We start from the raw sequence: 13,867 nt of genomic DNA on the forward strand, positions 1-13,867 counted from the left end.
CGGCGGCCAGACCGCCAGGCTGGCGGCGGCAAGGGCACAGCCCAGCAGGGTCGCCAGCAGGCGCGGCACCACCAGGTCGCTGCCGGGCAGCGCCGCCTCGATCTTGAAGATCACATAGGCGGTCAGCATCGCGTAGCCGATCAGGTAGTTCACCGTCACGACCCCGTGGGACAGGCAGTTGAACAGCAGGGCAAGCGGCGCCAGGACCCAGAAGTCGTGGCTGTTCAGCAGGACCAGTTCCGCGGCGGAAACCCCGATGACGGTCGCCAGAACCCGGTTGATGGTGGCCTGGCGGGTGCCGCCATAGGCGGGCTTCGTCACGAACACGATCGCCAGCATCGCCCAGTAGCCGTGCGGGATCTGGAAGTGCCAGACCAGGCCGGTGGCGATTGCCACCAGCACGGCCTGCCGGACGGCATGGCGCAGCGCCGAGGAGTCTGCCGAAAGGTTGTCGCGCAGCAGCGGCAGGGCCCAGCGGAACAGGCGGCGGGTCCGGCCGGGGCGCGGCATCGGGATCGTCGCGACGGCATCCGGTGGCGGCACGCCGTCCGCGGACAGGGAATGCGCGATCGCCTGCAGCGACTGCCGGAGGGCATCCGCGGGGCTGGCCGGGGGTGCCTGGGCCGGGGGTGCCTGGGTCGGGGGTGTCTGGGCCGGGGGTGCCTGGGCTAGTGGAAGTGCGTCGGCCGGCGGCGCCGGGCCGAGGTCGAGGGCCGGGCCATGCCGGAGGCGGGGCGGCGGCAGCCGGCTCAGCTGTCCGGCAAGCCGTTCCAGTTCGTCGGCGGCCGAGCCGACCGAATTCAGCTCGGCGCCGGCAGGCTGGCCGGACTCCGCCATCGAGGTCAGAGCACGGGCGATGCGCCGGGCCTCCGACGCGGCGGCGGCGAGCTGCAGCAGGGCGGGGGCGGTGCTGCCGTCGTCGTGCCGCGGCAGGCTGTCGGCGGTGATGGCAAGCGCCTGGTCGATCGCGCGATAGGCGCGGACCCGTGTCGCCCAGAGCGCGGCCTCCCCAGAACCGGCCTCCCCAGAACCGGCCTCCCCTGAGCCAGCCTGCCCGGATGCAGCCTGCCCGGATCCGTCGTTCCGGATGCCTTCAGCGGTGCCGGCACGCCGCTGCGCGGTGCCGGCCAGCAGCCGTGCCATCGCGGCCACTGCCCGCAACGCGGCTGCCGTGGCCTGCCTGGCCGGCCTGTCCGGATCCAGCGGCCAGGCGCAGAGCAGCACGGCGGACACGAACAGGCAGGACCCGATCACCGCAGCGGATCGGGCGACGGGATCGCCCGGCAGGCCGAGGCAGACCACCGTCGGCAGAAGCACGGTCAGGCTGGTGGCCAGCCCCTCCGGCCCCAGGGCGCCCAGATAGGCGGCGGCCAGGACCAGGAGCGCGACCAGCGGCAGGGTCCAGAGGGAGCCGTCGGCCAGCAGGGTGCCGAAGAAGGTGCCGGCCGTCACGCAAAGGGCGCCGGCGGCGAGCACACGTGCCCGATGGCGGAAGGCCTGGCCGCGGCCCGGGTCCGACATCCCCATGCGGACCGCGGCGAGGCTGGCGAACACCGCCAGCGCCGGCTGGTCCAGCAGCAGGAACAGGATGAAGGGCAGGGCGCTGAGAAGGCCCGCAACGACCCCCTTGCGGAAGGCTTCCGGCTCATAGGCGCCGCGGACCTGCGCGGCGGTCCAGGCGAAGGCGTATCCGACGAGGGCGTTTCTGGCGACCGTATCGCTGCGTTGCATCCGCCATCCCTTGTGCGACGCGCCTGCTGGCGTGCCGGGACGGTACTATCGGTGCGGCGCGACGGCCGGGCAATCGCCGCGGCGGCGCTGCCGCGCGGCCCGCTGCGGCGCGCGGTTGGAGCTTCCGCCGATCTGGGGCAAAGTCTGCCCCTCTGGGATCGGCTGCCCCCTGTGGCGGCTCGACGGGCAGGACCGGGCGATGGGCAAATCCGCGCCTCATGAAAGGGAGAGAAGCGAATGACCAAGGATACGACCTGGGCGATCACCCGCCGGGGCGCGATCGCCGCGCTGGGTGCGGCGGCCCTGACCTTCGGCATGGCCACCGGCGGCCAGGCGCAGGAGGAGCAGAACTACCTGCTGGCCACCGCCTCCACCGGCGGCACCTACTATCCGGTGGGCGTGGCGCTCGCCACCCTGGCCAAGGTCAAGCTGCAGCCGAGCCAGAAGATCAACGTCTCGGCGATCAACTCCGCCGGCTCGGGCGAGAACGTGAAGCTGCTGCGCGACAACGAGGCCCAGCTGGCGATCCTGCAGGGCCTGTTCGGCGCCAATGCCTGGGCGGGCGAGGGGCCTTTCAAGGACGAGGGCCGGCAGGAGCATCTGCGCTCGATCACCATGCTCTGGCCGAATGTCGAGCATTTCGTGGTAAAGAAGAGCGATGCCGCTTCCGGCACGATCTCCGACATGGAGGGGCTGAAGGGCAAGAAGGTGTCCATGGGCGCGCAGAATTCCGGCACCATCGGCTCCAACCGGACCATCCTGAACAATCTCGGCTATGACATGGACAAGGATTTCGACCTTGCCTACATGGGCTACAACCCCAGTGCCGAGGCCCTGCAGAACGGCCAGATCGAGGCGATGAGCACGCCGGCCGGCCCGCCGGTGACCGCCGTCACCCGCGCGTTGGCGGCGATGGGCGACGACCTGGTGGTGCTCGACTTCACCGACGAGCAGATGAAGAAGGCGAACGGCCGCTTCGAGGATCTGTGGACCCGCTTCGAGATCCCGGCCGGCACCTATCCCGGCCAGGACAAGCCGATCATGACCATCGCGCAGCCGAACTTCCTGGCGGTGCGCCAGGACCTGCCGGAAGAGACGGTCTACCTGCTGACCAAGACCATTTACGAGAACCTGCCGTTCCTGCAGGGGATCCACAAGGCGACCAGCGAGATGAAGCTGGATGCCGCGATCGCCGGCCTGCCGGTGCCGCTGCATCCGGGCGCGCAGCGCTATTTCGAGGAACAGGGCCTGTCGGTTCCCGACCGGCTGAAGGCCAAGAACTGAGGTGACGACCGCGCCGGACGGACGCGAGCCGCCCGGCTCCGAAGGGCAGGATGGCGCGGGGAAGGCTGCGCCATCCGCACCGGTCGGCGACGCCGAGCGCGACTACGACGCCCCGGTCCGCGACACCGACAGCGGCTGGCTGGGACGTCTGTTCCTGCCGCTGGCGGTGCTCGCGGCCCTCGTCAATCTGTGGGCGAACATGTTCGCCACGCTCTCCGACCTCTGGCTCGGCGGGCTGCATTTCGCCAGCTTCGCGCTGCTCTGCGCCTTGCGCTATCCGATCTGGCGCAGCGAACGGCCGTTCTGGCGGCGCACGGCGCTGGTCCTGGACCTGGCGCTGGCCGTCATCCTGCCGGCCGCCACCATCATCCTGATCGAGCAGGAGAACGCGATCTACGATCGCGGCGTCCACCTGTCGCTGCCGGACTGGATCCTGGCGGCGATCACCATCTTCGGCGCGATCGAGCTGACCCGCCGGGTCTCCGGCCTGATCATTCCGGTGATCGTCATCGTCGCGCTGGCCTATGTGGGCTGGTGGGGCGAACTGATCGGCGGCGTCTTCAAGTTCGCCGGCCTGAGCTGGGAGACCCTGGTCTTCCGCTCGATCTTCTCCGACGAGGGGATGTTCGGCTCGATCGGCCGGATCTCCGCCACCTATGTCTTCATGTTCATCCTGTTCGGGGCCTTCCTGGTGCGCTCCGGCGCCGGCGAGTTCATCGTCGACCTGGCGCGCTGCGTGGCCGGGCGGTTCGTCGGCGGGCCGGGCTTCGTCGCGGTCCTGGCCTCCGGCCTGACCGGCACGATCTCCGGCTCGGCGGTGGCCAACACCGTCTCCACCGGGGTGATCACCATCCCGCTGATGAAGCGCTCCGGCTTTCCCTCCCGGTTCGCCGCCGGCGTCGAGGCCGCCGCCTCCACCGGCGGGCAGCTGATGCCGCCGATCATGGGTGCCGGCGCCTTCGTGATGGCGAGCTACACCCAGATCCCCTACCTGGAGATCGTCGCGGTCAGCGTTCTGCCGGCGATCCTGTACTTCCTGTCCGTCGCCTTCTTCGTGCGGATCCGCGCCAAGCGCGAGGGGCTGAGCGTGTTGGACGAGGATGTGCCGCGCCTGCTGGACGTGCTGAAGCGCGGCGGGCCGTCCTTCCTGCTGCCGATCGCGGTGCTGATCGGCATGCTGATGGCGAACTACACGCCGACCTTCGCCGCCGGGGCGGCGATCGCGGTGGTGATCGTCGCCTCCTGGCTGTCGCCGAACCGGATGGGGCCGGTGGCGGTGGTGGAGGCGCTGGCGCTGGGCGCGCGCAACATGATCCTCACCGCGGTGCTGCTGATCACCATCGGCCTGCTGGTCAACGTCATCGCGATGACCGGGATCGGCAACACCTTCTCCCTGATGATCGCCGGCTGGGCGGACGGCAACCTGCTGATCGCGCTGGTGCTGATCGCGCTGGCCAGCCTGGTGCTGGGGATGGGGCTGCCGGTGACCGCCGCCTATATCGTGCTCGCCACCCTGTCGGCGCCGGCGCTGCGGGGCTTGATCGAGAACATGTACCTGGTCGACATGATCGCCGCCGGCACCGTGCCGGAGGCGGCGCGCGCGGTGTTCATGCTGGCCGACCCGAACGCCCTGCAGACATTGGCCGCGCCGATGGATCCGGAAGCCGCCGCCGCGCTGGTGGCGAACACGCCGCAGGAAGTGCTGAACCTGGCCAGCGAACAGGCGCTCGACCCGTCGATCCTGACCCTGTCGCTCCTGTCGGCGCACATGATCATCTTCTGGCTCAGCCAGGACAGCAACGTGACGCCACCGGTCTGCCTGACCGCCTTCGCGGCGGCGGCGATCGCGCGCTCGCATCCGATGGCGACCGGCTTCGCGGCCTGGAAGATCGCCAAGGGGCTGTACCTGATGCCGGTGCTGTTCGCCTATACGCCGTTCCTGGCGCCTTTCTCCCTGCACAGTCTGGAGATCTTCTTCTTCGCGATGGTCGGGCTCTACGCCCTGGCGGCGGCGTTCGAGGGCCATGCCGAACGGCCGCTGAGCCTGCCGGGGCGGGCGATCTGCGCCCTGGCCGGCGTGGTCCTGGTCTGGCCCAGCGACCTGCGGGTGAACCTGGCGGGCCTGGTGATCTTCCTGGCGCTGATGATGGCCAAGCGCTTCATACCCGGGAAGCATGCATGAGCGGGGCGGCCGGCGCCGGCCGGACCCGCGGACACAGGCCGCGGCGGCTCTGTTAGGATCCGCCCGCCCGCCGGGCGCCTGTCAGGCGCGTGGTGCGGCGGGTGCGAGGACAGCGGAGGTCGAAGCGTGGCGCAGCCTGTGTTCCGGACGGAGATCCTGGTCGGCTGGGGGGATTGCGACCCCCTCGGCATCGTCTACTACCCCAACTACTTCTCCTGGTTCGACGACGGCACCCACGGCCTGCTGGGCGGGGCCGGCTTCAGCCAGCGCCAGATCATCGAGCGCTTCGGCGTCCTGGGCACGCCGCTGGTCGATGCCGGCGCCAAGTTCCGGCAGCCCTCCAGCTATGGCGACGTGCTGCAGCTGGAGACGCGGGTGGAGACCTGGTCCTCTAAGAGCTTCCGCATGGCGCATCTGCTCAGCCGCAACGGCGCCCCCGCCGTCGAGGGATGGGAGATCCGCGTCTTCCTGGCGGAGGATCCGGAGCAGCCTGGCCGCCGCCGGGCGGTGGCAGTGCCGGCGGCGTTCCGCGCTGCCCTGGAAGGCTGATTCCGGCCGCGGCAGGAGCGAAGCGGCGGCCAGACCTCGTCGCAGTCACGATGCGTTCCGACGAAATCTGGGAGTCGTCTCCCTTTGTTCCCGGTCCCGCCGGGGGCACGACAGCGGCTGCGCGCGGCACTGGCCGGGCGGAGAGGCGAGATTTTGGGGGCTTCCGGCTACGTTCCGACCAGATCCAGGAGTCGTCCCCGGTTCGTTCGGGGCCTGCGCCGGAGTTCGGGACCGGCGACGGGAACCGGCTCCTAGACTTCCAGTCCGTCGAGCAGGTCGGCATCCGCCTTGCGCCGCCGGCTGCCGGACTGCCGGCGCTTGCGCTGCGGCTTCTTGCCGATATGGGCGACCCGCATCGTGTAGGCCTTGCCGTTGCGCGTCACCGTGCGCTCGGTCGGTTTGGCCAGGACGGCAGAGCCCGTCGCGGCGGCATGGTCGCGGCGCACATTGCCCACCGTCTGCGGGCTGACCCCGGCGCGGCGGGCGATCTCCCGGTCGGAGAGGCCGGACGTCTCCGGGTCGTTGAGCAGCATCAGCACCGCAGCGCGCTTGTCGGCATTGTGGCGCCAGGCCGGCGCGGCCGAGCCGGCCGTCTCCACCAGGTCGCGCAGGCGGCGACGCTCGCTGTCCAGTTCCGCCAGCTGCATGCGGACCCGCAGCAGTTCCTCATGCGCAGACGACAGGGTCTGGCGGGCCTCTTCCGCCTCTGCCGCGAGGGCGCGCAGGCGGCCGTTCTGCTGCCGGCGCTCATCCTCCAGATCGGCGATCCGTGCGGCGGCACGGTTCCGCCAGTCCTCATGCTCCGACAGCTGGTTCCGCAGGTCCGCGATGGTCTGTTCGTACTCGCGCAGCTCGGCCTGCGGGGGGGCCGGCCGATGCCAGGCGCGCCGGTGGCGCTCCTCGATCGCGTCGAGGTCCAGCGGCTCGGGCCGGCCGACGATATCGTCGAACTCCAGCCCCGCGTCGCGCAGCATCGAGACCGCCCTGTTGGCCGCGGCCACCACCTCGCCCGGATGGCTCGACTGCAGCATCGACAGGACCTTGGCCAGCCTCGTGCGATCCAACCTCATCGTGCCGTTCACGATCACTCACCCTGCACTCTGTTTCCGGCAGCGGCGCCGAAGGCATGAGCCTTCGTTCGACCGCATTCTGCCATCTTGCCCGTTCCGCCGACAGGGCCGGCCCTCAGGACGGGGCCCGCGAGCCGGGCCGCGATGGACGAGCCCCGAAGCGCGTCGGATGATAAGGTGTTTCGGGGTAGCTCTGGCAAGATCTGGTGTGGCATTCTTCGGCTCATACCAGTGACATGGTCTTATTGAGGTGCCGCGTGGCCCTGCTGCGCGGCGGTTCCCTCGACTTTCCCGTGGAAGGAGCAGGCGCATGCCGGCGGAGTTCGTTCATCTGCGGGTCCACACCTCCTATTCGCTGGCGGAGGGAGCGATCCGTCCAAAGAAGCTGGCAGAGATGGCGGCGCGCCATGCCATGCCGGCCGTGGCGGTCACCGATTCAAACAACATGTTCGGGGCGCTGGACCTGTCGCAGACCCTTGCCGGGGCCGGCGTCCAGCCGATCATCGGCTGCCAGTTCAGCATCGCCGTCACCGAGGAAGGCGACGGCCTGCGCGGACCGGCCGGCCGGCTGCGCAATCCCGACCATCTTGTCCTGCTGGCGAAGGACGAGACCGGCTACCTGAACCTGATGGCGCTGAGTTCGGCCGCCTACCTGCAGACGCCGGCGGGCACCGCGGCACGGCTGACGCCCGACCAGCTGGAAGGCCGCAGCGACGGGTTGATCTGCCTGACCGGCGGTCCCAGCGGCGCGCTCGCCCGCCTGGCGGGGGAGGGCAAGGCGGCGGAGGCACGGGCGGAGCTGGCGCGGCTGCAGGCCTTGTTCGACGACCGCCTCTATATCGAGCTGCAGCGCCACGGCCTGTCCTTCGAGCGGAAGGTGGAGCCGGCACTGATCGAGCTGGCCTACGAGGCCGGGGTGCCGCTGGTCGCTACCAACGACTGTTACTTCCCCGAGCGGGAGATGTACGAGGCGCACGACATTCTGCTGTGCATCGCCGACGGCACCTATGTGAACGCGGAGGATCGCCGGCGGGTCACGGCGGAACATTATTTCAAGCCGCCGGAGGAAATGGCGGCCCTGTTCGAGGACCTGCCGGAGGCGGTGGCGAACAGCCTGGTGATCGCTCAGCGCTGCGCGGTGATGGCGGAAAAGCGCGACCCGATCCTGCCGAACTTCGGCAGCGCGGCCGAGAGCGAGCCGGAGCAGCTGCGCCGCATGGCGCATGAGGGCCTGGCGGGGCGCATCGGCGACCGGCCGGAGGCGGAGCAGGAGCCCTATCGCACCCGGCTCGACTACGAGCTCGACGTGATCGAGAAGATGGGCTTTCCCGGCTACTTCCTGATCGTCGCCGACTTCATTCAGTGGGCGAAGGCGCACGACATCCCGGTCGGCCCGGGCCGCGGCTCCGGTGCCGGCTCCGTGGTCGCCTGGGCGCTGACCATCACTGATGTGGACCCGCTGCGCTTCGGGCTGCTGTTCGAGCGCTTCCTGAACCCGGAGCGGATCTCGATGCCGGACTTCGACATCGACTTCTGCCAGGAACGCCGCGACGAGGTGATCGCCTATGTCCGCGACAAGTACGGTGCCGACCAGGTCGCGCAGATCATCACCTTCGGCACCCTGCAGGCGCGGGCTGCGCTGAAGGATGTCGGCCGGGTGATGCAGCTGCCCTATACACTGGTCGACCGGGTGGCGAAGACCGTGCCGAACGCACCGGGCAGCGCCATGACCCTGGCCCAGGCGGTGGAGCAGGAACCGCAGATCGCCCAGTTCCGCCGCGACGAGGACGGGGTGGACGAGATGGTCACCGCGGCGCTGAAGCTGGAGGGGCTGTACCGCAACGCCTCCACCCACGCCGCCGGCGTGGTGATCGGCGACCGGCCGCTGCAGGAACTGGTGCCGCTCTATCGCGATCCGCGGGCGGAGATGCCGGCCACCCAGTACTCGATGAAATATGCCGAGCAGGCGGGCCTGGTGAAGTTCGACTTCCTGGGCCTGAAGACCCTGTCGGTGCTGAACCTGGCGGTGCGGCTTGTGGCGGAGCGCGGCATCGACATCGACCTGGCGCAGATCCCGCTGGACGACCGCAAGGTCTACGAGATGCTGTCGCGCGGCGAGACGGTGGGCGTGTTCCAGTTTGAAAGTTCGGGCATGCGGGACAGCCTGCGGGTGCTGCGGCCCGACACGATCGAGGACCTGGTGGCGATGGTGGCGCTGTACCGCCCCGGCCCGATGGACAACATCCCGCGCTTCATCAAGTGCAAGCATGGCGAGGAGGTGCCCGACTACCTGCATCCGAAGCTGGAGGGGATCCTGCGGGAGACCTACGGCATCATCGTCTACCAGGAACAGGTGATGCAGATCGCCCAGGTGCTGGCCGGCTACAGCCTGGGCGAGGCGGACGTGCTGCGGCGCGCGATGGGCAAGAAGGACAAGGCCCAGATGGCGGCGCAGAAGGAGCGCTTTGTCGACGGCGCGAAGGAGCGCGGCGTCGATGCCGGCCGGGCCGCCTATATCTTCGACCTGGTCGACAAGTTCGCCGGCTACGGCTTCAACAAGAGCCATGCGGTGGCCTATGGCCTGGTCGCCTACCAGACTGCCTGGCTGAAGGCGAACCACCCGGTGGAGTTCCTCGCCGCGTCGATGAGCTTCGACCGCCACAACACCGACAAGCTGACGGTCTTCCGCCAGGAGCTGGCGCGGATGAAGGTGCCACTGCTGCCGCCCGACGTGAACCGGTCGCAGGTGAACTTCTCCGTGGAGAGAGAGGGGGAGGGCGCGGCGGTCCGCTACGCCCTGGCGGCGGTGAAGAATGTGGGCGAGGGCGCGATGGGGTCGATCGTCCGCGCGCGGGAGGCGGAGGGCCGGCCGTTCCGCGACCTGTCGGATTTCGCCGACCGGGTCGATCCTTCGATGGTTAACAAGCGGATGCTGGAGAACCTGGCCCGCGCCGGTGCCTTCGATGGGCTGGAGCCCGACCGGGCGCGCGCCTTCGGCGCGGTGGAGAACGTGATCCGCTTCGCCGCAGTGGCGTCGGAGGCACGGGCCTCGGCGCAGACCTCGCTGTTCGGCGGCGCGGAGCCGGCGGCGGCGATGCAGATCGCGCCGGATGTCGATTCCTGGACGCCGATGGAGACCCTGGCGCAGGAGTTCGACGCCATCGGCTTCTACCTCTCCGCCCACCCGCTGGATTCCTATGCCAAGACCCTGGAGCGGCTGGGGGTGCAGGCCTATGCCGACGTGATGCGGCGGCTGAGCCGGTCGACCAGCAGCCATCTCATCGCCGGCACCGTGATCTCCAAGCAGGTGCGCCGTTCGGCGAAGGGCAACCGCTTCGCCTTCATCCAATGCTCCGATCCGACCGGCATGTTCGAGGTGACCGTGTTCAGCGAGATCCTGTCGGCGCATTTCGACCTGCTGGAGCCGGGCCGGTCGGTGCTGTTCCGGGTCGAGGGGCGGATCGACGACCGCGACCAGCCGCGGCTGATGGTGCAGTCGGTCGACGACCTGGACATCGCCGCCGCCCGGGCGGAGGCCCGCGGCATGACCTGCCTGCAGGTCTTCGTCGGCGACCAGCGTGCCGTCGGCGGGCTGGACGGCGTCCTGGCGCAGACCGCGAAGGGGAAGGGGAGGATCGTCCTGACCCTGCATCTGGCCGAGCAGGGGCATGAGGCGGATATCGCCCTGCCGGGCGGCTATGCCCTGTCGCCGCGGGTGCGGGGTGCCCTGAAATCGGTTCGCGGCGTACTGGACGTGCGTGAAATGGCGCAGCTTCCGTAACCGCAGGCCCCGTCGCACAAGGCAGCCCGGCAAGGCAGCCCGGCAACCCGGTCCTGCTGAGCGGTCCAGCCTTCCGTCCGCTGCGGGGGGCGGGCGGGCCGCCCGTAGGCCGCCCGCCCTGGCCACCAGGGTGCGATCGCGTGGTCGGATACCGGCCGGCTGGCAGCGGGGCCGGCGGGCCGGGCGACCGGGCGTCGCGTGCGTATGATTGGAACATAAAGAGAACACGCGCTCGGCGCAAGGGATAAATTCTCTTTTTGTTCCGTTCTCGTGATCGGTTCGGCGCGGGTGTGACGGGGTGCCACCCGGCAGGGGCCAGAGCGCGGTTGCATTCGGCCGCGGGCTTCCGTACAACGCCCCCGCACTAAAACCTCACGCGAGGCCTGGGGCGGTTCGGGGAGACATCCTGGCCGGTCCCTCCGGTGTCGCCGTCGCTGCCGCAGGTCCATCCCGGACCGGGCAGGGCGCGCGATGAACCCTCGCGGCGGCCGAACCGGAAAAGGAGAGTTTCCATGGCCCTGCCGACATTCACCATGCGGCAACTGCTCGAGGCCGGTGTCCATTTCGGGCACCAGACGCATCGCTGGAACCCGCGGATGAAGCCCTTCATCTTCGGCGACCGGAACAACATCCATATCATCGACCTGCGCCAGACCGTGCCGCTGATGCACCGCGCTCTGGAAGTGCTGCGTGACATCACCGCCGGCGGCGGCCGGGTCCTGTTCGTGGCCACCAAGCGCCAGGCAGCGGAGCCGATCGCCAAGTGCGCGGAGGCCTGCGGCCAGTACTACATCAACCATCGCTGGCTCGGCGGCATGCTGACCAACTGGCAGACCATCTCCCACTCCATCCGGCGCCTGAAGGAGCTGGAGGGCAAGATGGCCGAGGATCCGCATGCGCTGGGTCTGACCAAGAAGGAGCATCTGCAGCTCAGCCGTGAGCATGACAAGCTGCAGCGCTCGCTGGGCGGCATCAAGGAGATGGGCGGCCTGCCGGACGTGCTGGTGATCATCGACGTGCAGCGCGAGGACATCGCCGTTGCCGAGGCGAAGAAGCTGGGCATCCCGGTGATCGCGGTGGTCGACACCAACACCGATCCCGAGGACATCACCTATCCGGTCCCCGGCAACGACGATGCGCTGCGGGCGATCCATCTGTATTGCGACCTGTTCTCCGCGGCCGTCCTCGACGGCATCCAGGCGGAAATGGGGGGCGCCGGCGACCTGGGCGAGCTGGAGGACCCGATGGCGGAGCCGCTGCCGGGAACGGAGCTGTCCGAGGGCGAGCCCGCTGCCGCCGAGACGCCGGAAGCGACAACGGCCCCGGCCGGGGAATAAGCGCAAAATCAACTGTTTGCGCGATTGATCTCATAAAGAGGTGAAACAATGGCGGAAGTGACAGCCGCTCTTGTCAAGGAGCTCCGGACCAAGACCGGCGCCGGCATGATGGACTGCAAGAAGGCGCTGACCGAGAGCGGCGGCGACCTGGATGCGGCGGTGGACTGGCTGCGCAAGAAGGGTCTTGCCGCTGCCGCGAAGAAGGCGGGCCGGGTCGCGGCCGAGGGGCTGATCGGCGCTGCGGTCGGCGAGAATGCCGCCGCGCTGGTCGAGATCAATGCCGAGACCGACTTCGTGGCCCGCAACGAGCAGTTCCAGAATCTGGTGCGCAAGGTGGCGGAGATCGCGCTGGCGGAGGGCGACGCGGAGCTGGGCGGCAAGCCCTTTCCCGGCACCGGCCGCACGGTGGAGGAAGAGGTCACCCATGCGGTGGCCACGATCGGCGAGAACATGGCCCTGCGCCGCGCCCTCCGCCTGACCGTGTCGGAAGGCGTGGTTGCTCCCTACATCCACAATGCGCTGACCGACAATCTGGGCAAGATCGGCGTGCTGGTGGCGCTGGAATCGGCCGGCGACAAGGCGGTGCTGAACGAGTTCGGCCGCCAGCTGGCGATGCATGTGGCGGCGACCAACCCGCAGTCGGTGGACGTGGCCGACCTGGATCCGGACGCGATCGCGCGCGAGCGCGACGTGCTGACCCAGCAGGCCGCCGGCTCCGGCAAGCCGCAGGAGATCATCGACAAGATGGTCGACGGCCGCCTGCGCAAGTTCTACCAGGAGGTCGTCCTGCTGGAGCAGACCTTCGTCATCGACGGCGAGACGCCGGTGAAGAAGGCGGTCGAGGCGGCGGGCAAGAAGGCCGGTGCCCCGATCAAGGTGACGGCGATCGCCCGCTATGCCCTGGGCGAGGGCATCGAGCGCAAGGAAGAGGACTTCGCCGCCGAGGTCGCCAAGGCGGCAGGCTGACATTGGCGGCAGGTTGATGGTGCTGCAGGGGCTGCCGCCCGCGCCAGGAGCGGCGGCGGCCCCCGCAGACCGCAGGACAATCGGAACGACAGGGCGCGAGGCGGACGGCCGATGAGCGATGCAGGCGGCACCGGCGGTGCCGATATGGCCCGGCCACAGGGCACGCGCTTCAAGCGTGTGCTGCTGAAATGCTCCGGCGAGGCCCTGATGGGCGATTCCGGCTACGGCATCGACTTTCCCACCGTCACACGCATCGCCGAGGAGATCGCCGCCGTCCACTCCCTGGGGGTGGAGGTCTGCCTGGTGATCGGCGGCGGCAACATCTTTCGCGGCCTGTCGGGTGCGGCGCGCGGCATGGACCGGGCGACCGCCGACAGCATGGGCATGATGGCGACGGTCATGAACGCGCTCGCGGTCCAGCATGCGATCGAGGAGCAGGGGGTGGAGACGCGGGTCATGTCGGCGATCCCGATGGCCTCGCTCTGCGAACCCTATATCCGCCGGCGGGCGCATCGCCACCTTGAGAAGCGGCGGGTGGTGATCTTCGCCGCCGGCACCGGCAATCCGTTCTTCACCACCGACACCGCCGCGGCCCTCCGGGCGGCAGAAATGAACTGCGACGCCCTGTTCAAGGGCACCCAGGTCGACGGCGTCTATACCAGCGACCCGAAGACCGACCCGGAAGCCACCCGTTTCGAGCAGCTCAGCTATCTCGACGTCCTGTCCATGGACCTCAAGGTGATGGACGCCTCCGCCATCTCGCTGGCGCGGGAAAGCGATATTCCCATACTGGTGTTCTCGATCGGCGAGGCCGGCCAGTTCTCCGAGATCATCCGGGGCGGCGGCCGCGCGACGGTCATCGGCAACTGATCCGGCCCGGCAGCCGGCTCCACCGGCCGGCGGTGTCCGCATCGGCCGGCCGGGGCCCGGTAGGGTGCAACACGCAATAGAAGGGGAGGCTCCGGCC

The 13,867-nt window shown here is 69.4% G+C and carries 9 protein-coding genes; 7 read left to right on the plus strand and 2 right to left on the minus strand.

Going from position 1 to position 13,867, the window contains the following annotated elements:
• A partial coding sequence (locus tag ACFOGJ_RS01425; protein WP_379897611.1) for an FUSC family protein occupies positions 1 to 1,731 on the minus strand: 1,731 nt, incomplete at its 3' end.
• Between the two features lie 237 nt (positions 1,732 to 1,968).
• On the opposite strand from ACFOGJ_RS01425, the gene ACFOGJ_RS01430 reads away from it, so the two are divergent.
• From ACFOGJ_RS01430 to ACFOGJ_RS01440, 3 genes are all read left to right on the plus strand, one after another.
• Complete coding sequence (locus ACFOGJ_RS01430; protein ID WP_379897612.1) at positions 1,969 to 3,015, plus strand: TAXI family TRAP transporter solute-binding subunit; 1,047 nt, start codon at positions 1,969 to 1,971, stop codon at positions 3,013 to 3,015.
• A gap of 1 nt (position 3,016) precedes the next feature.
• Complete coding sequence (locus ACFOGJ_RS01435) at positions 3,017 to 5,197, plus strand: TRAP transporter permease (RefSeq protein ID WP_379897613.1); 2,181 nt, start codon at positions 3,017 to 3,019, stop codon at positions 5,195 to 5,197.
• A gap of 126 nt (positions 5,198 to 5,323) precedes the next feature.
• The gene (locus tag ACFOGJ_RS01440; protein WP_379897614.1) at positions 5,324 to 5,746 is read left to right on the plus strand and encodes an acyl-CoA thioesterase; all 423 of its coding nucleotides are present in this window, start codon (positions 5,324 to 5,326) and stop codon (positions 5,744 to 5,746) included.
• A 251-nt stretch (positions 5,747 to 5,997) separates the two neighbouring features.
• Here the strand turns inward: ACFOGJ_RS01440 and ACFOGJ_RS01445 are convergent, their stop codons facing one another.
• The gene (locus ACFOGJ_RS01445) at positions 5,998 to 6,816 is read right to left on the minus strand and encodes a hypothetical protein (RefSeq protein ID WP_379897615.1); all 819 of its coding nucleotides are present in this window, start codon (positions 6,814 to 6,816) and stop codon (positions 5,998 to 6,000) included.
• Positions 6,817 to 7,126: 310 nt separating this feature from the next.
• On the opposite strand from ACFOGJ_RS01445, the gene dnaE reads away from it, so the two are divergent.
• From dnaE to pyrH, 4 genes are all read left to right on the plus strand, one after another.
• On the plus strand, positions 7,127 to 10,597 hold the full coding sequence (gene dnaE / locus ACFOGJ_RS01450; RefSeq protein WP_379897616.1) for a DNA polymerase III subunit alpha: 3,471 nt from the start codon (positions 7,127 to 7,129) through the stop codon (positions 10,595 to 10,597).
• A 512-nt stretch (positions 10,598 to 11,109) separates the two neighbouring features.
• Positions 11,110 to 11,934, plus strand: coding sequence for a 30S ribosomal protein S2 (gene rpsB / locus ACFOGJ_RS01455; protein WP_379897617.1), 825 nt, complete (start codon positions 11,110 to 11,112; stop codon positions 11,932 to 11,934).
• 48 nt (positions 11,935 to 11,982) lie between these two features.
• Positions 11,983 to 12,900, plus strand: coding sequence for a translation elongation factor Ts (gene tsf / locus ACFOGJ_RS01460; RefSeq protein ID WP_379897619.1), 918 nt, complete (start codon positions 11,983 to 11,985; stop codon positions 12,898 to 12,900).
• Positions 12,901 to 13,011: 111 nt separating this feature from the next.
• Positions 13,012 to 13,770 (plus strand): UMP kinase, encoded by a 759-nt coding sequence (gene pyrH, locus ACFOGJ_RS01465; RefSeq protein WP_449288562.1) that lies wholly within the window; start codon positions 13,012 to 13,014, stop codon positions 13,768 to 13,770.
• Positions 13,771 to 13,867: the final 97 nt, after the last annotated feature.

Origin of the sequence: Marinibaculum pumilum (assembly GCF_042646425.1) — a bacterium.
Classification (GTDB): domain Bacteria; phylum Pseudomonadota; class Alphaproteobacteria; order Ferrovibrionales; family Ferrovibrionaceae; genus Marinibaculum; species Marinibaculum pumilum.